Here is a 22,907-nt window from a genome sequence, read left to right as displayed (position 1 = left end):
GCCGCCGGGGCTCTGCCGATCGGCCTCAGAACTGCTCGAGGAAGCGCAGGTCGCTGGTGAACAGGCGGCGGATGTCGTCGATGCCATGGCGCACCATGCAGAAGCGCTCCACCCCCAGGCCGGCGGCGAAGCCGCTGTAGCGGGTGGGGTCGATGCCGAGGCCCTCCAGCACCGCCGGATCGACCATGCCGCAGCCCATCACCTCCAGCCAGCGGCCGCGCCACTGCACGTCCACCTCGGCGCTGGGCTCGGTGAAGGGGAAGTAGCTGGCCCGGAAGCGCACCGGCAGATCGCCGAAGAACTGCTGCAGGAAGGCGGTCACGGTGCCGCGCAGGTGGCTGAAATCCAGCCCCTCATCGATGGCCAGCACCTCCACCTGGTGGAACACCGGCGAGTGGGTGGCATCCACCGCGTCGCGGCGATAGACGCGGCCGGGGGCCACGATTCGCACGGGGGGCGGATTGGTTTCGAGGTGGCGGATCTGCACCGGCGAGGTGTGGGTGCGCAGCAGCTCGTGCTCCGACAGATAAAAGGTGTCCTGCATGTCCCGCGCCGGGTGGTGCGGCGGGATGTTCAGGGCGGTGAAGTTGTAGTGGTCGGTCTCGATCTCGGGGCCCTCCTCCACCCGGTATCCCAGGCCCGCAAAGATGTCCACGATCTCCTCGATCGTGCTGATCAGCGGGTGGCGGTGGCCGGCCGGGATCGTGCTGGCCGGCATCGTCACATCGAGGCTTTCGGCGGCGATCCGCTCGGCCATGGCCGCCGACTTCACCGCCGCCAGCCGCTCCGCCAGCAGCCCCTGCACCTGCTCCTTGAGCACGTTGGCCCGCTGGCCCACCAGCGGCCGCTCTTCGCCGGGCAGCTTGCCCATGGCGCCCAGCACGCCCGAGAGCTTGCCCTTCTTGCCCAGCAGACCCACCCGCAGGTCCTCCAGCTCGGCGGCACTGGCGGCGGCGGCGATGGCGGCGGCGGCCTGCGCTTCCAGCTGCTCGAGCTGGTCAGTGAGCTGCTGCAGGCTGACGGTGGCGCTCACGGCGGGAACACGGCGACCGCCGACTGTAGGCAGCGGCCCCTGGCGCCACCCGCCGATGGCAGGGGCAACACGCGCTGCCCGCGGGGGCTCCCCCTAGCTTGCGAGCAGTGCACCCGCCCGGCGCCGATGGCCCCCCTGCGCATCCTGATCAGCAACGACGACGGGGTGTTCGCGGCCGGCATCCAGGCCCTGGCGGCCGAGGCCGCCCGCCGCGGCCATGCCGTGACCGTGGTCTGCCCGGACCAGGAGCGCTCCGCCACCGGCCACGGCCTCACCCTGCAGACCCCCCTGCGGGCCGAGCGGGCCGATGCCCTGTTCGCCGAGGGGGTGACGGCCTGGGCCTGCAGCGGCACCCCGTCCGACTGCGTGAAGCTGGCGCTCTTCTCGCTGCTGGAGGCCCCGCCGGATCTGGTGCTCTCCGGCATCAACCACGGCCCCAACCTGGGCAGCGACGTGTTCTATTCCGGCACCGTGTCGGCGGCGATGGAGGGCACCCTGGAGGGGCTGCCGGCCCTGGCGGTGAGCAGCGGCTGCTTCCAGTGGCGGGAGTTCGCCCCGGCCGCGGTGATCGCCCTCGACCTGGCCGAGCGCAGCCTGGCCGGCGGCTGGCCCGAGGGCCTGCTGCTCAACCTCAACGTGCCGGCCCTGCCCGCCGCCGAGATCGGTCCGCCGCGCTGGTGCCGCCCTGGTCTGCGCCGCTACGTGGACCAGTTCGACCGCCGCAGCGATCCCCGCGGCCGCACCTACTACTGGCTGGCCGGTGAGGTGGTGACCGATCTGGAATCCGCCGGGGCCGGCCCCGAGGCCTGGCCCACGGATGTGGCCCAGGTGCACGCCGGCGGTGCCGCCCTGACGCCGCTGCAGCCGGAGCTGTTCTGGCGCGGGGGGCTGGAGCGGCTGCCCGACCTGGGCTGAGGCTCCCCTGGGTCAGCGGGGCCGCCCGGCTGTTGGCCGCGTCAGCGGGGCCGATAAATGCGCTGCAGCAGCCACAGGCTGATCACCAGGCCGATCAGGTGGGCGAACAGCACCTGGGTGTTGCCCAGCACCGAGAACATCTCGATCGAGGTGATCGGCAGGCCCACCACCCGGCCCTGGGTGCCGGCCGGCATCTGGATCTGGGCCCCGAAGAACCCCGGCACCTGCTGGGAGGCCTGCACGAACAGGCTGCCCGCCAGCGACTGGTAACCGAGCACGGCCAGCACCAGGCCGCCCAGGTCGGCCAGCAGGCCCCGCTTGATCAGCCGGGCCGTCTCCCCCTTGCTGGGGCGCACCGGGCTGCTGAGGGCCCGGCCGCAGCGCACGGTCAGCCAGCTCTGCCACAGGCACCAGAGCAGCACCAGAAACGACAGGGTGGTGAGGGAAATGCCGGGCCCCAGGCCCAGGGCCCGGGAGGAATTGGCGGCCAGGCGCCCGCCGATGTTGTTGAACACCAGCACCCCCACCACCACCACCGCCAGCACCACCTGGGTCCAGAAGCGGATCCAGCCCATGCGGCGCAGGGCGGCGGAGATCAGCTGCAGATCCAGGCGGTCGGCCATCGGAAGGGGAGAGGTGCCGCGGCGCGGCAGGGCGGACCCCGGACGGGGGCTGGCCCCAAACTTGCCATGGGAGGATCGCTCCGGCGAGGGCGACAGTTGCGACGCACGGTGATCAAGACGGCACTCCCCCCTCGGCATCCCGCCCAAGCCCCGGGGTGGCTTTGATTCCGCTGCGGGCGCCTGAGGAGGCGCAGCGGCCCACCGCCGTGGCCCTCGGCAGCTTCGATGGCCTGCACGCGGGGCACCGCCGGGTGATCGCCGCCGTGACCGGGAGCGCTGGCGCCGCCGGGCGCGCTGAGGATGGCGGGCTGGGGCCTGCGCTGGTGCCCACGGTGGTGAGCTTCTGGCCCCACCCCCGTGAGGTGCTGTTCGGCGACACCCGCCTGCGCCTCGACATGCCCTCCGAGAAGCTCGAGCTGCTGGAGCCCCTGGGCATCCGCCAGCTGGTGCTGGTGCCGTTCACGCCCCAGCTGGCGGCCCTGAGCCCCGAGGCCTTCGTGGCCGAGGTGCTGGTGGGGCAGCTCCAGGCCGGCCGTGTGGCGGTGGGCGAGAACTTCCGCTTCGGCGCCGGCCGCAGCGGCGACACGGCCCTGCTGCAGGAGCTCGGGGCGCGCCACGGCCTTGCGGTGCAGGTGGTGCCGACCCTGCGGGACGACGAGGGGCGGCTGAGCAGCAGCCGCATCCGCCGGGCCCTGGCGGCCGGCGACCTGGCGGCGGCCGAGGCCCTGCTGCAGCGCCCCTACCGCTTCGGCGGCCGGGTGGTGCGGGGCCGGGGCCTGGGCCGTGAGCTGGGCTGGCCCACCGCCAATCTCCAGGTGGATGGCCGCAAGCTGCTGCCGCTGGAGGGGGTCTACGCCGCCTGGGCCCGGGTCAACGGCGGCGAGCCGCTGGCGGCGGTGATGAACCTGGGCCCCCAGCCCACGGTGGACCCCACCGCCCCCTCGGCCCTGGAGGTGCACCTGCTCGGGCGCCAGCTGGAGCTCGAGGGCAGTGAGCTGAGCGTGCAGCCCGTGGCCCTGCTGCGCCGCCAGCAGAAGTTCGAGAGCCTGGAGGCCCTCTGCGCCCAGATCGCCGCCGATGCCCAGCGGGCCGGCGACCTGCTGGCGGCCAGGTCTCCGGGGGCCAGCACGGCGCCCCCGAAGGGGGCCGCCGCTGGCACCGCCGGTGAGGCTCAGCCGGCCGGGTAGGCGTTGGTGAGGCCCCAGCCGATGAAGGCGGCGATGCCCCCCAGCAGCAGAATCCCGGAGATCAGCACCAGCATTGGGCTGTCGGTTCCGCCCTGGTCCATCGCTTCAGGCCCGTCGTGTGTTGGCGCCAGCCTAGGCAAGCCGTCGCCCCCAGCCCTTCCCCGATCCCCCCGCCCGTGACGATGCCCGCACCGACTCCCGCCAGTGCCGCCGGCCCGGATCCCCTCGCGACGGCCGCGCCGCCGGCCCTGGAGTCGCCGGGCCGGGAGCGGCGGGCCGTGGATCGCCTGCTCGACGCCAACCTCGATCGGGCCCGCGAGGGCCTGCGGGTGATCGAGGACTGGTGCCGCTTCGGGCTGGACCGGGTGGATCTGGTGGCGCGCACCAAGGACCTGCGCCAGCGGCTGGGGCGCTGCCACCGCGCCGCCTACAAGCTGGCCCGCCACACGGCCACGGATGGGGGTGCCGGCCTGACCCACCCCGCCCAGGCGGAGCGCACGGCCGCCGCCGCCGTGGTGGCCGCCAACTGCGGGCGGGTGCAGGAGGCCCTGCGGGTGCTGGAGGAATTCGGCCGCGACCCCGACCCTGCCCTGGCCGCCGAGGCCGCCGCCATCCGCTATGCCCTCTACGACCTGGAGGTGGAGCTGCTGCGCGCCGCCGCCGGCCCCGGCTGGCGCCGGGCGCTGCTGCAGCGCTGCCGGCTCTATCTGGTCACGAGCCCTGGGCCCGGACTGGAGGCCACGGTGGCGGCGGCCCTGGAGGGCGGCGTGCGGCTGGTGCAGTACCGGGCCAAGGAGGGCGGCAGAGGCAGCGACGGCCAGCCCCTCACCGACCAACAGCGCCTGCTGGAGGCCCGGGCCCTGCGCCAGCTCTGCGCCCACCACGGCGCCCTGTTCCTCGTGAACGACCGCATCGACCTGGCCCTGGCGGTGGACGCCGACGGTGTGCATCTGGGCCAGGGGGACCTGCCCCCCGCCATCGCCCGCCAGCTGCTGGGCCCCGAGCGCCTGATCGGCCGCAGCACCCATGCCGTCGGCCAGCTGCGCCAGGCCGTGGCCGACGGCTGCGACTACGTGGGCGTGGGGCCCGTCAACGCCACGCCCACCAAGCCCGGCCGGGAGCCGGTGGGGCTCGACTACGTGCGCCAGGCCGCCGCCGAGAGCCCGATCCCCTTCTTCGCCATCGGCGGCATCGAGGCCGCCAACCTCGCGGCCGTCCTGGCGGCGGGGGCCAGCCGGGTGGCGGTGGTGCGGGCCATCACCGGCGCCGCCGATCCCCGGGCCGCGGCGGCCGAGCTGGTGGCGCTGCTCGGCTGCGGGGCGGCCGACCCGGACACGGGCGCGGAGGCCAGCCGATGAGCACCCCCCCCAGCCCAGAGGCCACTCCCACCATCACGGTGCGGCTCAACGGCGAGGAGCGCCGCTGTCCGGCCGGCCTGAACCTGCAGGAGTTCCTGGAGCACGTCGGCTACCGGCCCCAGCTGGTGGTGGTGGAGTTCAACGGCGAGATCCTGCCCCGCTCCCGCTGGTTCGCCCAGCCGGTTCGGGAAGCCGACGGCCTGGAGGTGGTCACCATCGTGGGAGGCGGTTCCTAGATTCCAGCGATCCCCGGGTCACGGCCTTGTCCCCCAACCGTCCGCCCCTGCAGCTCTCCCTGCGGCTGCGCCGTGTCTGCAGCGTCCTGCTCGTGCCGGCGTGCCTCGCAGTGCTGTTGGCGGTGCCCCAGCCCAGCTTGGCCGCCAGCGGCGGCCGCATCGGCGGCGGCAGCTTCCGCTCCGCCCCTTCCATGCCGCGCAGCTACAGCGGTGGTGGCTACCGGGGTGGCTATGGCGGCGGCGTCCAGCGCGGCTACGGCGGCGGCATCGGCTTTCCCTTCATCGTGCCCTTCTTCGGGTTCGGCGGCGGCGGCCTGTTCGGCTTCCTGATCCTGATGGCCGTGGTGGGCGTGGTGCTCAACGCCCTGCGCGGCGGTGGCGGCTCCCTGCCGGCCGGCGAGGGCGGTGGCCGGCTCGATGGCTATCGGCCCGACGGACCGGTCTCGATCACCCAGCTGCAGGTGGGTCTGCTGGCCTCGGCCCGGGAGCTCCAGGACGACCTGCGCAGCCTCGCCGGCAGTGCCGACACCTCCAGCAGCACGGGCCTGCAGCGGGTGCTGCAGGACACCACCCTGGCCCTGCTGCGCCACCCCGATCTCTGGGTGTACGCCAACGCCGAGGTGGGTGAGGTGCCCTTCGCGGCGGCCGAAGCCACCTTCAACCGCCTCTCGATGACCGAGCGCAGCAAGCTGCGCAGCGAGCTCACCACCAACGTGGGCGGCCGGCGCTCCTCGCTCCCGGCCGCAGCGGTGGGGGCCGCCGATGCCACCAGCGACTTCATCGCCGTGACCCTGCTGGTGGCCAGCCGTCGTCGCCTCACCCTCAAGCCGGTGAGCGGCTCGGAGGAGCTGCGCGAGGCCCTGCGGCTGGTGGGTTCGGTGCCCTCCACCGACCTGCTGGCCCTGGAGGTGATCTGGCAGCCCGATGGCACCGGTGAGGTGCTGAGCACCGAGGAGCTGATCACGGCCTATCCGGATCTGAAGCACCTCTGAGCTGCCGGCAAGCCGCCGTCCGGCCCCAACCCCGCTGATCGGCCTGGCTTCAATGCTGCCGATCAGCGGGGCTTTGTATTTCGGCCTTGGCGCTGTTGCGAATCTTTCGCATTTCCTCGGATTTGCTGCTCAGGACCGCGCAAGTGGAGAACTTAAGAAACTCTTCGGGCTCAAGGTGTGCGTGAGGGTTCTCTTCAAGCCCTCTCTCTGTTTATGGTGACGAATCCATTCGCACTCCGGCCTAGTGAGGCAGTCCGTTCGCAAACCTGAGCCCCGTTCCATGAAGTGGCAGGCGAACGGCGAACTGGCCGGCAGTGACCTCTTTGCCCTGGTCTGTGAGCTGGAGCAGGTGGAAACCGAGGAGCGCCGCCATGAGCTCTGGCGCCTCGGCCACCGCTACCCCCAGGGCTGACCCAGCTCCCCAGCCCCTGCCGGTGGGGTTGCGTGCCCCTGGCGCCGGCCGCACACTGCGGCCCAGCTGGAACCCTCGCCCATGGCCCCCCGCTCGCCCCAGTGGGTCAACACGCCGGTTCTTCTGGAGGCCCTGGAGCGCTACGAACAGGGCCGGCTCTCCCATGCGATGGCGCTGTGGCTGCATCAGCTGCTGGAACTTGATGGGCCGGTTCTAGGGGCTCGATCGGCGGACTCGTCCGCCCGGTCGCTCAGGCCCCGCTGCGGTCAGGGCCATGGTGCCCCGGGCCACCCCTGAGGATCCGCAGGGCCGCCATCGCGGCGCCATAGCCGTTGTCGATGTTCACCACCGTGAGGCCCGGCGCGCAGCTGGCCAGCATCCCGTGCAGGGCCGCCAGGCCGCCGGCGCTGACGCCGTAGCCCACGCTCACCGGCACCCCGATCACCGGCTGTGGCACCAGACCGGCCAGCACCGTGGGCAGGGCCCCCTCCATGCCGGCGCAGGCGATCAACACCCGGGCCTGGGCCAGGCTCTCCAGTTCCGCCAGCAGGCGGTGCAGCCCCGCCACCCCCACGTCCACCAGCAGCCGGGTGGCCACACTGTGGAGCCGTAAGGCCAGCTCTGCCTCCTTCGCGACCCCCAGATCGCTGGTGCCGCCGCAGAGCACCGCCACCTGGCCCAGGCCTGGATCGGGGTCGGGCAGATCCCCCCAGGTGAGGCAGCGGGCCTGGCGGTGGTGCTCCAGCCGCGTGCGCCCGCTGCGAAGCCGCTGCGCCACGGCCTCCGCCTTGCTCACCTCGACCCGCGTCACCAGGCCCAGCTCGCCAGCCTCCTTGAGGTGCTCCAGGATGGCGGCGATCTGCTCGGCGTTCTTGTTCTCGCCCCAGATGGCCTCCACCATGCCGATCCGGCGGCGGCGGTCCAGGTCGAGCCGGGCCTCCTGGGGAGGGGGCGGCTCAGAGGGGGTGGAGTTCACCTTCAAACACCAGCGGAAAGGGGTTGCCCTGGGGGATCCCCGTGGCCTGGCGGGCGAGGGCCTCAAAGCGGTTCTGCACCCGGTCCACCTCCTCGGCGGAGATCGCCTGCCACTGGGCGCGGCTGGCCCAGCGGATCAACAGCGTGCCCTCCTGCCGCTCGGGGTCCCAGAGCAGCTGGCGATCGAGGAAGCCCGGCTGCTGGGCCAGCCAGGGTTCCCAGCTGCCCCGTTCGGCCTCCAGCCAGGCGTCCAGGCCGGCGGCGGGCACCTGGAGGCGCAGGTGCTCCACCACCACCGGTCCGCCCGCCGCTCGGCTCGCCGGTTCGTTGCTGGCGGAGGCGCTGGAGGGCTGGGGAAGCTCGCTGGCGGCCATGGCGGGCGCTGGACGGAACAGGTGGGTGCCCAGGGTGCCGTGGTCGGTCGGGCTCGGGGGCAGCAGGGCCGGCGCGATCAGCAGCAGCGCGGCCAGGAGCAGCCCACGGAGTAGCCGTCCACCCAGAAGCCGCCCGCCAAGCCTCTGCCCCAACCGAAGCCGTGGCCATCGGTTGGGTGCGATCGGGGGCGACGGCTCGGCCATGGCGGCATTCTGGGCCGCCGCCCGCCCTCTCAGGGGCGCTGCAGCAGGGCCACGGCGTGGCAGGAGATGCCCTCCTCGCGGCCCTCGGCACCGAGCCGTTCGTTGGTGGTGGCCTTCACGCCCACCTGCTCGGGATCAAGGCCCATCCGCTGGGCGATGGCGGCCCGCATCGCCGCGATGTGGGGCTTGAGCTTGGGACGCTCGGCCACCACCACCGAATCCACGTTGGTGATGCTCCAGCCCCGCTCGCTCACCAGCGCCACCACCTGCTCCAGCAGCACCAGGCTGTCGGCCCCCTTCCACTGCGGGTCGTCCGGGGGGAAGTAGCGGCCGATGTCCCCCAGGGACAGGGCGCCCAGCAGGGCATCCATGATCGCGTGCACCAGCACGTCGGCATCGCTGTGGCCATCGAGGCCCAGGCCTGCGGGGTGCTCCAGCCGCTGGCCCCCCAGGATCAGGGGACGATCCGGCACCAGGCGGTGGATGTCGTAGCCGTTGCCGATGCGCAGCTGCATTGCTGTGTTCCTCAGAACCCCAGTGGCGCAGTGGTTTTGCCGCGCTTTTGCACCTTGGATTTTACCTCCGACGCAACGATGAATCCATGGAGTCAGCGCCAGTGACCCCTCGCAGACCCCGGCAACCGAGTCCTCCTGGAGTGCCGGGTGTCCATGGGGGGGCCTTGCTTGAACCTCCCGCCTCGTCACCCACGGAGCCCACCTCACCCAGAACCTGCGAGGTCAAACCCCGTACTTCCGCTGCCAGGCGATGGGGGTCGTCACGACTGCCCCCGCCTTGACCCGATTGCAGCAGGGACGGGGCCTTGATCCTTCACGGCGGGAACTGGTGGGGTAGAGCCCAGCGAACTGGATTCGAGAGGCACCCCAGACGGTCTGCGGGCCCTGGGGTGCCGTGATCCGAGGTCAGCAGTGGGGAGTCCGCCAGCATCAGCCGAGCAAGAGCTGTCAGGCATCCAGAGCGGAGTGATCCTCCCCCCTTTTTTATTTTGATGCTGGCGCCTTGGCGTGGGAGGGTGCCTTCTGTGAGTCGTTGGAGTGGATGGGACGGACGCTCAAGACCCCACGATCTCCAACAGATCCTCAATCCCGCAATCCGGCACCGCCACGAGCTTGGATGCGCATCCAGCGATGGCGATCATGCCACCATCTGATCGGATCAACCAACAGGTAATCAGTTGCGTTGGTGGTGCCTCAAGGCCAAGCCACTAGGAGACGAGAGACTTGAATTTGGCGTTCAGCGGCAGAGCGGCGCCATCGAGGATGGTCACAGCAGGGAGACCAGCCGCAACGGATCGGATATGACCCAGAAGGTCGCAAACCAGTTTGCGAAGACGGGGATGTTCAGAGTATTCCGACCTGACAACAAGAGCGTCTCCCACCAAAATGGGGAGTTCGCACGGGAGCACAATGTGCCCGGGACCATACAAGCCAATGGTCAGCGGTGATGCGATGCCAACAATCAGATCTTCAATTGGCAGAGGTGATGCAGGCAGGCGGTCATCAAGCGTGGCATTGAGTCCAAGTGACTCAAGAACGGCCTGAAAGACTGGAAAGGAATCTTTGGGAAGTGGCTGGATTGGGTACGGACGGACATCTGCCAGCGTCGCGGAAGACCCAAGCGCCGCCAATGGGTGAGAATCCTTGACAACCAGATAACTCGGCATGGAGCAGAGTTGGATGGTTGTCAGCGATGGGTCGGTGGGATGATCCGGAGACGAGCACAGCCATGCATCAATGATCCGATTCTGCAAGAGGTATACAGGCCGCTCGTATTCCAAGTAGTTCATATTGCCCTGTTGCCACCCATCAATCTTCAGGGATGAGTAGGAGTCACGCAGCCAATGCTGAGCGTCAATGCGCAGTGTACGATCAAAGTCCCATCGATAGCGTTGATGAACATGGCGCTCAGCGCACAAGAGCGTTGTGTCGCCATCAAGGTGCCATTCTGCCGCCTTCCTCTTCAGAGTGACACCAAAGACTTGCTGACTCTTCTTGACATGACGACTAACGGTTAACTGGTTGCAATTGAGAGACTCTGCCGCAGACGCCCCGGTTCTTAACCACTGAAGGTGATCGAAAGCGGCAAGGCATCCAACGTCTACCAAGGCTGCGCGCTAATTCATGCAAGCATTATGCGTCAAGCGCCAGTCACCTGCGAGAAAGGCGGACGGGAATGCTAAGAAAACCCCTGTCTATGCAGAAACCGCATAGACGGTGATCGTCAGGGGTGTCACGCCGAGACCAGTTGAATCTCGGGATGATCCGATGAAATTGACCTTAGTCTGAAAAGAAGGCGTTCGCGTAACTCGTCCAGGGCACGGTGACCAAGAAAATACTTCCGAAAGACGAGAGCATGCCCCGATTCAAAAGGAAGAAGCAAGGGAAGCCTGCGTAATTGACCGCCGGAGGCAATCATGCTCAGCGGTGTTCCATAGCCAATGGCCAAATCTGCCTCTGTCTTGCCTTCCCATTGGTCTGTGCGGTAGCGAGTCGTGCGGAGGTCGTCATTCCAGAGGTTGATGCTCTTTAGATCGTGTTCGACCAAGGGAAGCATTTCTGTTGGAGGTGGCAACGTCGGAAATTCAGCAATATCGCCATAGTCGATGGAGTTGCGCTTGAGCAATGGGTGGCCAGGGGCGCATGTGAAGAATATTGGCATGCGCGCAAGCGTGATGACAGCAAGATCCGGATCCCCAGGTGACGGTAAATCGGGAAGATCGGCGAGCCAGCAATCGATCACTCGATCACGAAGTAGCTGAAGGCTGCGCTTCGTTACGGCGATATCCGAGCGCCCGAGAATCCAGCGACTGGGCAGACTGTCGCCAAGAGTCGGTGCACTCCAATGGGTTGCTTCCAGTCGAAGTGGTCGAACCCCCAGTCGACGCGCTAACTGATGAACTTCCCGTTCCATCTGAATCAAGGTCGTATCTCCTATCAGTTCCCATTCGCCATCCTGGCGCTCCATCGTAAGATCAAACACACTGAGTGCTGTCAGGCAATGACTGCTTATGGTTTGCTGGCTTATCCCGTATCGCTTCGAGACTTCTTCGCTGCATCCCAGCCACTGAATCCCGTCCAGTCCGAGGAGGACATCGAGCTCGACCAAGGCGATGGAAATCTAATTAATCAGCACAATACAAAAGTGCGATATAGCCGTCAATCGCCGGCGTAGGCAAGGATTGATCTGTGCGCTTTGATGCTAGTGGTGCCAGTTGGTGATAGTTTCCAACGCGTCTTCAATCCCGCAATCCCGCAATCCAGCACCGTCACGATCTCGGATGCCAGATCAAGTGGCCGTGCTGCTGCCCTCTCATCGGTTCGCCCTGGGCGGGTGGAGATCGCAGGGCAAGGGAGGATGCTGGGGCAGGAGCGGCAGGCCATGGACGCCGAGCTGTTGGAGGTGTTCTCCGGTGCCGAACCGCGGATGGGTCTTCGTGCCCCTGGAGGTTGGCTTCTGCGGCAACGCACCCGAGCCCGTTGGGACGATCCCGCTGAGGTGCGTGATGCCGGTAAGGGCCTTCAGCGGCAGGCGCAACGGGATGGACGGGCACAGCGACTGGCGAGCACCTGTCTCGGCCTGACGTTGGCGAGCGCCTGAGGCGGTCCGCCCTTCCAGGCGGCTAGGATGTGACAACTTGTTAACGGGATATGTTCGGTGCTCTGTTCGGTTTTCTCTTTGCGGTGGTTTCGTTCGTTCAAGTGCCGCAGTGGGACAACGACTGGACCAAGTGCTCTGTGTCAGTCCCCGATACCGCCTGCCATTGGTATGTGGTGAACCCCGACAACACGTTTGGCAAAGGTTTCAGTTGGATCACCGCTCCTGAATTCGACATCAAGACTCTTCGTGACATCGGCATTCAGCACGACGTCACCGTGGCACAGGGATACCAGACCACCGTTGAGATGATGGATGCCGACTCAACGGTCAAATACGGGGACGACTACTGATCGCTTCAACCCGAAGACGCACCTCAGCATCAGACGCGAAACACCTGCTGCAGGTGGGTAATCGGGTTGGTGCCGTCTTCCCCACGCACGAACCACTGCTCGGTGCTGCCGCTTCTTAACAGAGCACGGAAGTCGTCGGCTTCAATCAGGATGCCGCTCTCTACCGCCAGAGCGACCAACTCTTCTGGCGTGGTGGCACCGTAAAACTTCTGCTCAATCTCGGGGTCACCATGCACCTGATGGCAGAGGTGATCCAGCGCATCCAGCAGTGGCTGCGAGTCGTTGTCCACTCAGCTTGAACGGGTCGGTGACAACGCTACCCAGCCAGCATCACCCCCAGCGCAGAACGACACAGACGCAGGTGTGGACGCTGCAGGTGCGTCAGGTGCTCGCAGAGGCTCAGTGCAGCGAGCAGCGCTCACGACCCCACCTCCATCACCGCAAGACCGGTTGCCGCGGCCTCGGGCCCCTCAGGTTTCGCTGAAGCCGCCCGCAGGGCCTGGCAGGGCCTGGGTCAGTTCCACGGCCGTGCCGCTGGCTCACACCATCACCAGGCCGCTGCTGCTGCCGAGCACCTCGTCGTCGAGGTTGCCCCCCCCCCACCACGGCATTGGCCCCGAGCAGGCGGGCCCGGCGGGTCATGTTCTCCAGGGCCGGCCCTCGACGCTGGGGGGGGTGATCAGCCTGGCGATGGCTCAGGGGTCTTGGGCCTGGTGCTGAGCCTGCCACAGCGCGAACAGATCCGGACGCCGCTCGGCGGTGCGCTGCTGCTGCTGCTCGGCCCGCCAGCGGGCGATGGCGCCGTGGTCGCCGCTGCGCAGCACCGCCGGCACCTCCAGGCCCCGGAAGCTGGCTGGACGGGTGTAGTGGGGGTGCTCCAGCAGCAGGGCGCTGTGGCTCTCCTCCTCCAGGCAGGCCTCCGTTCCCACGGTGCCGGGCAGCAGCCGCACCACGCCGTTGATGATCGTCATCGCCGGCAGCTCGCCGCCGGTGAGCACGAAGTCGCCGATCGACACCTCCTCGTCGGCCAGGGAGCGGATGCGCTCGTCGAAGCCCTCGTAGTGGCCGCAGAGGAACACCAGCTGGTCGTAGCCGCCGGCCCAGCGGCGCAGGTCGTCCTGGCGCAGGGGCTGGCCCTGGGGGCTCATCAGCAGCACCCGCCGCCGCGGCAGCACGGGGATCGCCTCCACCGCGGCGAACACGGGCTCCGGCTTGAGCACCATGCCGGCGCCGCCGCCGTAGGGCTCATCGTCGACCTTGCGGTAGCGGTCGCTGGCGAAATCGCGCGGGTTGTGCAGGTGCAGCTCGGCGCGACCCGCCGTGAAGGCCCGGCCGATCACCCCCAGGCTCAACAGGGGCGCGAAGGCCTCGGGGGCCAGGCTCACCACATCGAGGCGCATGGCGTCAGGCGGCGGCGCCCGGGGCCGCCGCGGGGCTGGCCGGGCGCTGCACCCGGCGGATCTCGGAGCTGAAGCTGGCCCGGCCCGGGGCGCCGCCCTTGGGCTGGTCCACGGTGCTGCGCAGGCGCAGGTTGGGCTTGGTGAACCAGATCCGCTCGCGCAGCTCCCGCTCGTCCGTCTCGATCACCAGCTCCAGGCTGCCGTCGGGCCAGAGGGTCCAGTGGCCGCCACGGCCGTCCTCGCGCCCGGCGTGGAAGCGGCCATCGGCGCTGAAGTGCAGGGCGCTGCGGCGGCCGGGCTGGTCCTGGCTGGTCACCGCCAGGCCGCCGAGATCGCCCTGGGCATCGCCGGGCAGCAGCTCGATCTGCAGCTCGCCCCGCTCGCTGGCGTGCCAGCTGTCGTCCTCGGCGGTGGCCTCCAGATCGAAGCGGCTGCGCAGGCTCATCCACTCGCCGGCGCAGCACTGCAGGAAGTCCGGCAGGTCCGCGGGGGGAAAGGAAAGCTCGGCCGGGGCAGCGCTGGGGGCGGCGGTCACGGGCAGGGGTGCGCGGAGACGGGGGGCGCGATCGGCCCATTCTCTCAGCCGGGGGATCGGCCCAGCGGCTGGCGTGCCGCCGCCGGGGTCAGTCGCCCCGGTAGCCCAGTTCCGCCAGGCGGCTGGGGTTGCGGCGCCAGTTGGGCACCACCTTCACGAACAGCTCCAGGTACACCGGCCCGTCGATCAGCTTCTGCATCTGCAGCCGGGCGCCCTTGCCGATCTCCCGCAGCATCTGGCCGCCCTTGCCGATCAGGATCCCCTTCTGGCTGCTGCGCTCAACCAGCACCGTGGCCAGCACCGCCGTGCGCGGCCCGTCCTCCACGATCCGCTCGATCTGGACCGCTACCGAGTGGGGCACCTCCTCGCGGGTGTGGGTCAGCACCTGCTCGCGGATCAGCTCGGCCAGCAGCAGCTGCTCCGGCTGGTCGCTCACCGCCTCGGGGGGATACAGGTGCGGCCCCTCGGGCAGATCGGCGGCCAGGGCCGCCACCAGCGCCTCGGTGCCCTCGCCCGTGAGCGCGCTCACGGGGTGCAGGGGCCAGTCCAGCGGTGCGCTGGAACGGGACGGCGCGTCGCCGGCCTCGCCGGAGCCGTCAGGGTCGGGGCCGGCCAGCAGGGCGCGGTAGCTGGCGGCCAGCTCCTCGGCCCGCTCGGGATCCACCAGGTCGTGCTTGTTGAGGGCCACGTGCACCGGCACCCGGCTGTGGCGCAGCAGGTCCACGATGAAGCCGTCGCCGCGGCCGGCCGGCTGGCTGCCGTCCACCAGCAGCAGCACCACATCCACCTCGCCGATGGCGCCGCGGGCGCTCTGCACCAGCCGCTGGCCCAGCAGGTGGTGGGGCTTGTGGATGCCGGGCGTGTCCACCAGCACCAGCTGGGCCTCGGGGGTGGTGAGGATCGCCCGCAGCCGGTTGCGGGTGGTCTGGGCGATGGGGGAGGTGATCGCCACCTTCTCGCCCACCAGCTGGTTGAGCAGGGTGGATTTGCCCACGTTGGGACGGCCCACCAGGGCCACGAAGCCGGAACGGAAGCCCGCGGGGCTCAGCCCCAGCCCGCCGCCGGCGCCGCTGGGGGGCTCCGGGATCGGCAGCAGGGTGCCGGTCGTCTCCGGGTCCGACCAGGCCTCGCCGGGAAGGGCTTCGGTGGGGATGGCGGCGGGCTGGGCCGCGCCGGGCGTGGGACGGCGCTTCGGGCTGGTCCGCCGTGGCTCGCTGGGGTGGCTTGGCTCCATAACCTCAACACTGACAGTTCGCCGGCCCGATCCCCGTGGCCGTCCTTGCGCCATGACCGATGCCACCGGCTCGTCCGCCCTGCTTGAGCCCACCTTCCAGCAGGCCATGGAGATCACCGCCCAGTGGCTGGGCCTGTGGGAGGCCGGGGAACTGAGCGATGAGGTTCTGGCCGACCGCGTCGGCGAGCTGGTGGGCAGTCGCGACGGCGCCCGCGGCTTCTTTGTGGTGGCCCTGGCGGGCGACTCCCCGCTGATGGATCGGCTGCCGGACCCTGTGGCGCTGGCCCTGCGCAGCGCCGGCCCGGGCGTGGTGGACCTCAGTGCCCGCAACCTGGCCATGAGCACCGCCATGGCCCTGCACCACCGCCGCAGCGGCGATGGCGGCCAGCAGGCGGGCTCGGAGCGGGTGCAGCTGCGCTGCACCGAACTGCTGCGGCTGCTGGAGCCTGCGGAGGTGAAGGGGCGCCTCGAGACCCTGCTGGCGGCCACCGCCGGCCAGGGCGAGGACGTGGCCTTCCTGGAGCGCTGGGGCTACGACGCCGAGCAGAAGGCGGCCATCGCCGAGGCGGTGCTGGCGGTGGCGGAGGGCTGAGCACCACGCCTCGCTCGATGCCCGGGCACGGCCACAAAAAAAGCACCCCCGTGATGGGGGTGCAGGGCGTGGAGCGATGGAACTGAAGCGGCCGATGCTGAACAAGCAGGCCGCCGATCCACGCTGCGCCGGATTCAGTCGCGACGACCGCCGCCATTGAGGGCGATGATCAGGCGCAGGATGAAGATGAACAGGTTGATGTAGGTGAGGTACATCCCCAGGGCGCCGGCCAGGTACTGGTCGTCGCTGTAGGTGCGGGGCATCGTGTAGAAGTCCACGAAGGCGGCACCCACGAACAGCACGGTGCCGAAGCCGGCGATCAGCAGCTCCATGCCGCCGCCGCCGAAGCCGGGCACGAAGATGCCGCCCACGATCTGCACCACCATGGCGATCAGCAGGCCGAGAATGCCCAGGCCCACCACGCCGCTCAGGGCCTGACCGACGCTGTCACTCATGCGGCGACCCACCACCGAGGCGATCACGAAGGTGATGCCGGTGGCCAGGGCGGCGGTGCCGATGGCGCCGATGCCGGCGGTGCCGATGGCCATCGCCACGATGCCGCTCAGGGTGAAGCCGGTGAGCAGGCTGTAGGCCGTGAGGATCGGCAGGGCCGTGCCGTTGTTGCCCTTCAGGGCCGCGTTCTGGGCGACGAAGAACAGGATGAAGTTGCCGATCAGGGCCACCCAGAACAGCGGCATGAAGCCGGTGGGGTTGCTGGCCATCAGGGCCAGACCGCCGAGCACGCCGCCGGCGGTGAGCACCATGCCGCCGCCCACATAGGGCAGGGCCTTGTTCACCACATTGGGGCCCACCAGGGCGCTCGATTGCGCCTCGCGGATGGCCTCCTGGAAATTGCTGCTGGCCGGCATGGCACAGGGATTTGAACTCCATCCATCCTGCCAGCGCCGGCCGGGCTGCGGCGCGGATGTGTCGCTCAGGTGGGTGCGGATCTCCCTATCGGGGCTCGGGCCGGGATCCGGGCCAGAGCCTGACGCTCAGCACGGCAACACCCGTACCGAGGCTGGATTCCACGAAGCGCAGCAGGGCGTTCAGGCCCGGGCTCAGCTTCGGATCGAGGCTGCCGGTGACCATCACCACGATCACCGTGATCGCCGCCAGGCGGCCGTGGCTCGGGATGTTCACCGCCGCGCAGAGCATCACCGTGGCGAAGATCGCCAGGGCCATGCCCAGGGGGTGAAAGGGCAGCAGGCTCATGTAGACCGCGCTGGTGAGGGCACCGATCGCCGATCCCAGGATCCGCAGCGAGGCCGAGGACGTGGTCTCTTTGCGGGTGGCCTGGGTCACCACGATGGCTGAGATCGCCGACCAGAGCCCGCCGATCTTGGGGAGGTAGCCCGGGAACAGGCTGGTGAACCAGAAGCCCACCAGATAGGCCACCAGAGCCGCCACGGCGATTTCGGCGGGGATGCGCAGGCGCTCAGCGCTGTTCACGAGGGGAGCTGGGGGTGCGGTTGGTCGCGTTGCCATCGAATCGCCTGGTGCCGGCGGGCGCCAGCCTGTCCGCATCACGGCGGGCATAGGCCGTCACCAGCCGCTGCACAAGCGGATGGCGCACCACATCGGCGGCCGTGAGCCGGCAGATGGCCACGCCCTCCACCCCCTCCAGCACCTGGGCCGCCTCGATCAGGCCGCTCAGCTGGCCGGGGGGCAGGTCGATCTGGGTGGGATCGCCGGTCACCACCATGCGGGAGTTCTCGCCGAGGCGGGTGAGCACCATGCGCATCTGGGCGGTGGTGGTGTTCTGGGCCTCGTCGAGGATCACGAAGGCATCGGCCAGGGTGCGGCCGCGCATGTAGGCCAGGGGCGCCACCTCGATCACATTCTTCTCCAGCAGCGCCGCCGTGCGCTCCTGCCCCAGCAGCGTGTGCAGCGCGTCGTAGAGGGGCCGCAGGTAGGGATCCACCTTCTGCTGCAGATCGCCGGGCAGGAAGCCCAGCCGCTCGCCGGCCTCCACCGCCGGCCGGGTGAGGATCAGCCGCTCCACCTTGCGCTCCTGCAGCATCCGCACCGCCTGCACGGTGGCCAGGAAGGTCTTGCCGGTGCCGGCGGGGCCCAGGGCCAGGGTGAGGTCGTGGCGCTCGATCGCCTCGACGTAGCTCTTCTGCTTGAGGGTGCGGGGGCGCAGCAGCCGGCCGGCCTGGCTCTTGGCCAGCACCTGCTTCCCCAGTTGCTGGTGCTCGTCGCCGCGGCCCGTGTCCAGGGCCGCCAGGGCGGTCTGCACGTCCACCTGGGTGACGGGCTGGCCCTCCTGCCAGATCGGGCGCAGCAGTTCCACCAGGCCGGAGGCCCGCTCCAGCTGGTTGGGGCGTCCCCGCAGCTGCAGCGCAAGACCCCGCAGCACCAGGGAGGCACCAGTCAGGGCCTCAAGGCGATGCAGGGTCGCTTCCGCTTCCCCGGCCAGGGCCAGGGCGGCGTCCTGGTCGGGGAGGTCGATCGTGAAGGTCTGAAGGGTGTCAGCCCCGGACATGGGGCCGGACCTCAGGCTTCAGCGGCGGCTTCGGCAGGGGCGGCGGCCGCTGCAGCGGCTTCCTCGGCGGCCTTGGCGGCAGCGTCCGCCGCTTCCTTGGCGGCCTGCTTGGCAGCGGCTTCGCGGGCAGCGGCCTGCTTGGCCTGGCCCACGGTCACCGAGGGGCGCACGGTCTTCTCGACCAGGCCGCCGCGCTCCAGGAGGGTCAGCACCGAGTCGGTGGGCTGGGCGCCCTGGGCCAGGCGGGCACGGATGGCCTCGGTGTTCAGCCGGGTCTCCTTGGTGCGGGGGTTGTAGAAGCCCAGCTCCTCCAGGGGACGGCCGTCCCGGCGGGACGTGCTGTTGGTGGCCACCAGGCGGAAGCTCGCTTCCCGCTTCTTGCCGAACCGCTTCAGGCGGAGCTTGATCATCGTGGCCTTGCCTTACTTGACTGGAGGGTGGGTTGGATCAACAGCCCTTGGGGGTGGCCCTGGGGGCGCCCCTGCGGGTGAGACCGATCGGGCGGTGTGGAATCACGCGCCAAACGACAAGAATACCTTGCGACCGAACGGGCCTCCCTGTCGCCGCGGCGCAGGTGCGGCGACCGCGTGCCGCTGGCTCAGAGCTCGCCGAAGCCCTTGCGCTTCTTGGCGGGCTTGGGGGGCCTGGGCATCGCCCCACCGCCCCGGCCCGCGGGCATGCCGCCACCGGGGAAGCCCCCCATCCCGGGCATGCCGCCCATGCCGGGGAAGCCGCCACCCATGCCCGGCATACCCGGCATCCCAGGCATGCCGCCGCGGGTCATCTGCTGCATGAAGCCGCGCATCTTCTGGAAGTCGGCCAGCACCTTGTCCACATCGGCGGGGCTGTGGCCGCTGCCGGCGGCGATCCGCCGCCGCCGCGACGGCTGGGAGGCCAGCAGTTCCGGCTGCTGACGCTCGGCCTCGGTCATCGAGCCGATCATCGCCTCGATCTTCTTGAGCTGCTGTTCGCCCTGCTTGAGCATGCCGTCGTCGATCTTGTTCATGCCCGGGATCAGCTTCATCAGGCCGCCGAGCGAGCCCATGCGCTTGATCAGGCGCATCTGCTGCAGGAAGTCGGAGAAGTCGAAGCTGGCCTCCTGCAGCTTCTGCTGCATGCGGGCCACATCGGCCAGCTCCACCTCCTTCTGGGCCTTCTCCACCAGGGTGAGCACGTCACCCATGCCGAGGATGCGGCTGGCCATCCGCTCCGGGTGGAAGGGCTGCAGCGCCTCCACCTTCTCGCCGGTGCCGATGAACTTGATCGGCGCGCCGCTCACCTTGCGGATCGAGAGGGCGGCGCCACCGCGGGAGTCGCCGTCGAGCTTGGTGAGCACGGCGCCGGTGATGCCCACCTGCTCGTGGAAGGCCCGGGTGAGTTCGGCGGCCTCCTGGCCGATCATCGAATCCACCACCAGCAGCACCTCATCGGGCTGCACGGCCTCGCGGATCCGCACCATCTCCTCCATCATCGACGTGTCGATCTGGAGGCGGCCGGCGGTGTCCACCAGCACCGTGTCGAAGCCCTCGGCCCGGGCCTTGGCGATGCCGGCCGCGGCGATGTCCTCGGGCCTGGCCTCGGTGCCGAGGCTGAACACCTCCACGCCGATCTGCCGCCCCAGGGTCTGCAGCTGGTCGATGGCGGCGGGGCGGTAGACGTCCGCCCCCACCAGCAGCGCCTTGCGCCCCTGCTCCTTGAGGTGCAGGCCGAGCTTGGCGGTGGCGGTGGTCTTGCCGGCCCCCTGCAGGCCGGCCATCAGCACCACCGAGGGTTCCCCGGGCTTGCCGCCGGCCGCCAGGGGGGCGTTCTCGCCGCCCATGGTGTCCACCAGCTGCTCGTGCACCACCTGGATGAACTTCTGATCCGGGTTGATGCCGCGCACCACCTCGGTGCCGAGGGCCTTGCGGCGCACCTCGTCGACGAACTCCTTGACCACCGGCAGGCTCACATCGGCCTCCAGCAGGGCGCGGCGCACCTCCTTGAGGGCCCCCTCGATGTTGGTTTCCGAGATGGCGCCCTGGCCCCTCAGGTTCTTGACGGCGTCTTCAAACCGCTGGGAAAGCTCGTCGAACATGGCTGTGGGGCGTGCGCGCACGGGTGGGGCACGAGGCCCCGCGTGGCGCGATCGTAAAAAGTCGCCGTGCCGGGCTCAGCGGCTGGCGCGGAAGGCGGCCAGGTGCCAGGTCTGGCCGTCGCGGGCGAACACGTAGGTGTTGCGCCGCTCTCCCTCGGGGGTGGAGGCGATCAGCTTGCCGCCGGCGTCCTTGCGGGCGTCGCTGTAGCGGAGGGTCACCTCCGCCTCGATCCGCTGCGGCGTCTGGCTGGTGACGCTGAAGTTGCGCACCTCGGCCGTGACGGTTTCGTTCTCGCCGCGGCTGGCGTTCTGCCGCTGCTGGCTCTCGACGTTGCCCACCAGGGCGCTGCGGGCCAGCTGCGGCAGGGGGTGCTCCGGCGTGGCGCCTGCCAGCACGGCGGCCTTGGCGGCCAGCCAGGCCTCGAGCAGCGCCTGCAGCTGGTCGGCGTTGGGTTCCGCCACCGTGAGCGGCAGGCTCGGGCTCGCCGGCGCTGCGGGGGTGGGGGCGGCGGCTCCAGGGCTCGTCGCCGGCTTGGGGCCCTCCGGGGCGGCGGTTTCAGCCCCGCCCTGGGTGGTGCTCTCGGGGGCGGGCAGCACCGGGATCGGCTGGCCGCGCTCGGGCTTCGGCCGCAGGGCCAGCCAGCCACCGATGCCGACGCCCCCCAGGGTCACCGCCATCGCCAGGGGCAGGGCCCAGCTGGGCCGCTCGGCCAGCAGCTCAGCGGCCGACCCGCGCAGCTGGGCCCAGCGCTCGCCCAGCTGCAGGTCCGGCCAGGCCAGGCTCGGCCAGCGCAGGCCCAGATCCGGCCAGTCCTCCTCGTCCTGCTCCGGCTCCAGGGGATCGGCCAGGGCTCCGGGTTGGCTCGGCTCCACCAGGCCGCTGGCCAGGGGGTCTCCCGGCCACTGGGGCAGCGTGTCGAGGCTGTCCAGCGTTGTCGGGGCGCCGGCGGCTGCAGCCGCCGCGGTGTCCGGCGGGTGGAGCGGCGCGCTGCGGGCCCGCCGGCGGTCCTGCTGTTCCACGTAGACCTGAACGTCCCGGTCGGCGAACCAGGCCTCCAGGTCGGGATCGGCCTCAATGTCGCGGAAGCCGGGCAGCACCTCCCGCTCCAGCCAGTCGCGGCAGTAGGCGCAGAGGCCGGCCAGGGGCTCCTCCCCCTGCTCGGCCGCCCACTGGCGCAGTGCCGGGTCCGACCCCTGCTCGAACAGGGCCTGGGCCGGCTCGATCTGGCCCAGCAGCAGCTGCTGACAGGCCAGGAAGGGCTCCACCCCCGCCTGGCCGCTGGCCGCCAGGCGCTCGTAGGCGGCCTGCAGCCGCTCGGGCTTGCGCCGGGCGAAGCCGGAGGCCGTCAGGGCGATGCTCGCCAGGAAGTCCGCCAACGGCGAGCCGGCCTCGGCCCAGCGGCTGAACAGGTCCACCTGTTCCTGGGCCGTGAGGAACTGGCGGATCTGCTTGAAGAAGGGCTGGAATTCGCTGGCGGGGAAGGCCGTGTCGGCCTCGCCCTCCAGGCCGCCGCGGCGCCGCACCAGCTGCTCCAGCAGCTGCAGGCCCTCGTTGCGCTCCAGGCTGGCGGAGAGGTCGCGGCTGAGCAGGTCGAGCACCCGGTAGGGCAGCAGGGCATCAAGGGCCAGCTCCAGCCGGCGGCGCTGCTCCGGTTGCTGGCCCATGCGCTGCAGCAGCTGCAGTCCCTGCTGCAGCACGCGGGCGGCGGCCTCGTAGCGGCGCTGCTGGCGGTAGTCCTCGGCGGCGCCCTGGCAGGCCAGCCCCGCCAGCAGCGCCAGGTCGGCCTCGCGGCTGCTGCCCAGGGCCGGCGCCTGGGGCGGCTGCAGGCCGCGGCTGGCCTTCTCGAAGGCCTCCTGGGGCTGCCCCGCCTCCATCAGCAGCAGGAGGCCGCCCACCTCCTTGGAATTGGGGATCTCCAGGGCCGGGATCCCGGTCTGGGCACCGTCGCTGCCGGCTTCGCCCTCGGCGCTGAGGGCCGTCAGCTCGGCCTCATAGGCGCTGCGGCGCCGGTCGTCGCTGAGCAGGTCGGCGCTGCTGCGCAGCAGGTCGGCCCGGGCCTGGAGCGTCTCGTGGGTGAAGCCCTGGTCGGGGGCCCGGTCCAGGCGTTGCTGCAGGGCGCGGAGCACCGTCTGACCATCGGTGGCCGGGCTCACCCCCAGCAGGCGGAAATGGTCGATCGGCAGTTCCAAGCCGGGCCCTTCTCTGAGGCGTGACTGTAGGCAGGGTCAGCGGTTTTGACCGCCGCCGTGGCGGCTTTCGGTACCGCTTTCGGTGGCCGGACCCCGTACAGTCGGTCCCAGCATCAGGCT

General features: G+C 70.1%; 25 protein-coding genes. 8 read left to right on the top strand and 17 right to left on the bottom strand.

Annotated features, from left to right (window positions below; all coding sequences use genetic code 11):
* Nucleotides 1–25: 25 nt before the first annotated feature.
* Nucleotides 26–1,033, bottom strand: coding sequence for a phenylalanine--tRNA ligase subunit alpha (pheS, locus tag ACLV7J_RS06025; protein WP_255127878.1), 1,008 nt, complete (start codon nt 1,031–1,033; stop codon nt 26–28).
* Between the two features lie 126 nt (nt 1,034–1,159).
* Here pheS and surE point away from each other — a divergent pair, with 126 nt between their 5' ends.
* Entirely contained in the window at nt 1,160–1,948 is a 789-nt protein-coding gene (gene surE, locus ACLV7J_RS06020; RefSeq protein WP_255127877.1) for a 5'/3'-nucleotidase SurE, read from the top strand.
* Between the two features lie 41 nt (nt 1,949–1,989).
* On the opposite strand, the gene ACLV7J_RS06015 is transcribed toward surE, so the two are convergent.
* Entirely contained in the window at nt 1,990–2,571 is a 582-nt protein-coding gene (locus tag ACLV7J_RS06015) for a DUF3611 family protein (protein ID WP_411868212.1), read from the bottom strand.
* 161 nt (nt 2,572–2,732) lie between these two features.
* On the opposite strand from ACLV7J_RS06015, the gene ACLV7J_RS06010 reads away from it, so the two are divergent.
* The 5 genes from ACLV7J_RS06010 (at nt 2,733) to ACLV7J_RS05990 (ending at nt 6,756) form a co-directional block, all read left to right on the top strand.
* Nucleotides 2,733–3,758, top strand: a complete 1,026-nt coding sequence (locus tag ACLV7J_RS06010) for a bifunctional riboflavin kinase/FAD synthetase (RefSeq protein WP_411868386.1) — start codon at nt 2,733–2,735, stop codon at nt 3,756–3,758.
* Between the two features lie 182 nt (nt 3,759–3,940).
* Nucleotides 3,941–5,116, top strand: coding sequence for a thiamine phosphate synthase (locus tag ACLV7J_RS06005; protein ID WP_411868385.1), 1,176 nt, complete (start codon nt 3,941–3,943; stop codon nt 5,114–5,116).
* Entirely contained in the window at nt 5,113–5,352 is a 240-nt protein-coding gene (gene thiS, locus ACLV7J_RS06000) for a sulfur carrier protein ThiS (protein WP_411868211.1), read from the top strand. The genes ACLV7J_RS06005 and thiS overlap by 4 nt, the downstream gene beginning before the upstream one ends.
* A 26-nt stretch (nt 5,353–5,378) precedes the next feature.
* Nucleotides 5,379–6,344, top strand: a complete 966-nt coding sequence (locus tag ACLV7J_RS05995) for a DUF1517 domain-containing protein (RefSeq protein ID WP_411868210.1) — start codon at nt 5,379–5,381, stop codon at nt 6,342–6,344.
* Nucleotides 6,345–6,624: 280 nt separating this feature from the next.
* The gene (locus ACLV7J_RS05990) at nt 6,625–6,756 is read left to right on the top strand and encodes a hypothetical protein (RefSeq protein ID WP_255127872.1); all 132 of its coding nucleotides are present in this window, start codon (nt 6,625–6,627) and stop codon (nt 6,754–6,756) included.
* A 250-nt stretch (nt 6,757–7,006) separates the two neighbouring features.
* Here the strand turns inward: ACLV7J_RS05990 and larB are convergent, their stop codons facing one another.
* From larB to ACLV7J_RS05965, 5 genes are all read right to left on the bottom strand, one after another.
* Entirely contained in the window at nt 7,007–7,732 is a 726-nt protein-coding gene (gene larB, locus ACLV7J_RS05985) for a nickel pincer cofactor biosynthesis protein LarB (protein WP_411868209.1), read from the bottom strand.
* Nucleotides 7,713–8,105 carry a TIGR03792 family protein gene (locus ACLV7J_RS05980; RefSeq protein ID WP_411868384.1) on the bottom strand — a complete coding sequence of 131 codons (393 nt, stop codon included), beginning with the start codon at nt 8,103–8,105 and terminating at the stop codon, nt 7,713–7,715. The genes larB and ACLV7J_RS05980 overlap by 20 nt, the downstream gene beginning before the upstream one ends.
* Nucleotides 8,106–8,338: 233 nt before the next feature.
* The gene (gene ispF / locus ACLV7J_RS05975; protein WP_411868208.1) at nt 8,339–8,824 is read right to left on the bottom strand and encodes a 2-C-methyl-D-erythritol 2,4-cyclodiphosphate synthase; all 486 of its coding nucleotides are present in this window, start codon (nt 8,822–8,824) and stop codon (nt 8,339–8,341) included.
* Between the two features lie 707 nt (nt 8,825–9,531).
* Entirely contained in the window at nt 9,532–10,431 is a 900-nt protein-coding gene (locus ACLV7J_RS05970) for a hypothetical protein (protein ID WP_411868207.1), read from the bottom strand.
* Between the two features lie 125 nt (nt 10,432–10,556).
* A complete protein-coding gene (locus ACLV7J_RS05965) occupies nt 10,557–11,432 on the bottom strand; it encodes a LysR substrate-binding domain-containing protein (protein WP_411868206.1) in 876 nt (291 codons plus the stop codon).
* Between the two features lie 575 nt (nt 11,433–12,007).
* Here ACLV7J_RS05965 and ACLV7J_RS05960 point away from each other — a divergent pair.
* Nucleotides 12,008–12,274 (top strand): hypothetical protein, encoded by a 267-nt coding sequence (locus tag ACLV7J_RS05960; protein ID WP_411868205.1) that lies wholly within the window; start codon nt 12,008–12,010, stop codon nt 12,272–12,274.
* A gap of 29 nt (nt 12,275–12,303) precedes the next feature.
* Here the strand turns inward: ACLV7J_RS05960 and ACLV7J_RS05955 are convergent, their stop codons facing one another.
* The 4 genes from ACLV7J_RS05955 to era form a co-directional block, all read right to left on the bottom strand.
* Nucleotides 12,304–12,564: a hypothetical protein gene (locus tag ACLV7J_RS05955; RefSeq protein WP_411868204.1), complete on the bottom strand. Its 261-nt coding sequence runs from the start codon at nt 12,562–12,564 to the stop codon at nt 12,304–12,306.
* A gap of 405 nt (nt 12,565–12,969) precedes the next feature.
* Nucleotides 12,970–13,674 carry a tRNA (guanosine(37)-N1)-methyltransferase TrmD gene (gene trmD, locus ACLV7J_RS05950; protein WP_411868203.1) on the bottom strand — a complete coding sequence of 235 codons (705 nt, stop codon included), beginning with the start codon at nt 13,672–13,674 and terminating at the stop codon, nt 12,970–12,972.
* 4 nt (nt 13,675–13,678) lie between these two features.
* Nucleotides 13,679–14,209 carry a phycobiliprotein lyase gene (locus ACLV7J_RS05945; RefSeq protein ID WP_411868202.1) on the bottom strand — a complete coding sequence of 177 codons (531 nt, stop codon included), beginning with the start codon at nt 14,207–14,209 and terminating at the stop codon, nt 13,679–13,681.
* Between the two features lie 88 nt (nt 14,210–14,297).
* Nucleotides 14,298–15,443: a GTPase Era gene (gene era, locus ACLV7J_RS05940; protein ID WP_411868201.1), complete on the bottom strand. Its 1,146-nt coding sequence runs from the start codon at nt 15,441–15,443 to the stop codon at nt 14,298–14,300.
* Nucleotides 15,444–15,495: 52 nt separating this feature from the next.
* Here era and ACLV7J_RS05935 point away from each other — a divergent pair, with 52 nt between their 5' ends.
* A complete protein-coding gene (locus ACLV7J_RS05935) occupies nt 15,496–16,035 on the top strand; it encodes a hypothetical protein (RefSeq protein ID WP_411868200.1) in 540 nt (179 codons plus the stop codon).
* A 134-nt stretch (nt 16,036–16,169) separates the two neighbouring features.
* On the opposite strand, the gene ACLV7J_RS05930 is transcribed toward ACLV7J_RS05935, so the two are convergent.
* The 6 genes from ACLV7J_RS05930 to ACLV7J_RS05905 all read right to left on the bottom strand — a co-directional run bounded on the left by ACLV7J_RS05930 (nt 16,170) and on the right by ACLV7J_RS05905 (nt 22,787).
* Complete coding sequence (locus tag ACLV7J_RS05930; RefSeq protein WP_411868199.1) at nt 16,170–16,904, bottom strand: Bax inhibitor-1 family protein; 735 nt, start codon at nt 16,902–16,904, stop codon at nt 16,170–16,172.
* 85 nt (nt 16,905–16,989) lie between these two features.
* Nucleotides 16,990–17,487 carry an FUSC family protein gene (locus tag ACLV7J_RS05925; RefSeq protein ID WP_411868198.1) on the bottom strand — a complete coding sequence of 166 codons (498 nt, stop codon included), beginning with the start codon at nt 17,485–17,487 and terminating at the stop codon, nt 16,990–16,992.
* Complete coding sequence (locus ACLV7J_RS05920) at nt 17,474–18,523, bottom strand: PhoH family protein (protein WP_411868197.1); 1,050 nt, start codon at nt 18,521–18,523, stop codon at nt 17,474–17,476. The genes ACLV7J_RS05925 and ACLV7J_RS05920 overlap by 14 nt, the downstream gene beginning before the upstream one ends.
* A gap of 11 nt (nt 18,524–18,534) precedes the next feature.
* Nucleotides 18,535–18,933, bottom strand: coding sequence for a 30S ribosomal protein S16 (rpsP, locus tag ACLV7J_RS05915; protein ID WP_411868196.1), 399 nt, complete (start codon nt 18,931–18,933; stop codon nt 18,535–18,537).
* 188 nt (nt 18,934–19,121) lie between these two features.
* Nucleotides 19,122–20,597, bottom strand: coding sequence for a signal recognition particle protein (gene ffh, locus ACLV7J_RS05910; protein WP_411868195.1), 1,476 nt, complete (start codon nt 20,595–20,597; stop codon nt 19,122–19,124).
* A 75-nt stretch (nt 20,598–20,672) separates the two neighbouring features.
* Complete coding sequence (locus ACLV7J_RS05905) at nt 20,673–22,787, bottom strand: IMS domain-containing protein (protein ID WP_411868194.1); 2,115 nt, start codon at nt 22,785–22,787, stop codon at nt 20,673–20,675.
* Nucleotides 22,788–22,907 lie beyond the last annotated feature (120 nt).

Origin of the sequence: Vulcanococcus limneticus LL (assembly GCF_943369875.1) — a bacterium.
In the GTDB taxonomy this organism is placed as follows: domain Bacteria; phylum Cyanobacteriota; class Cyanobacteriia; order PCC-6307; family Cyanobiaceae; genus Vulcanococcus; species Vulcanococcus limneticus_A.
The sequence above is the reverse complement of the archived record's forward strand: the minus strand, read 5'-3'. Positions and strand labels throughout refer to the sequence as shown.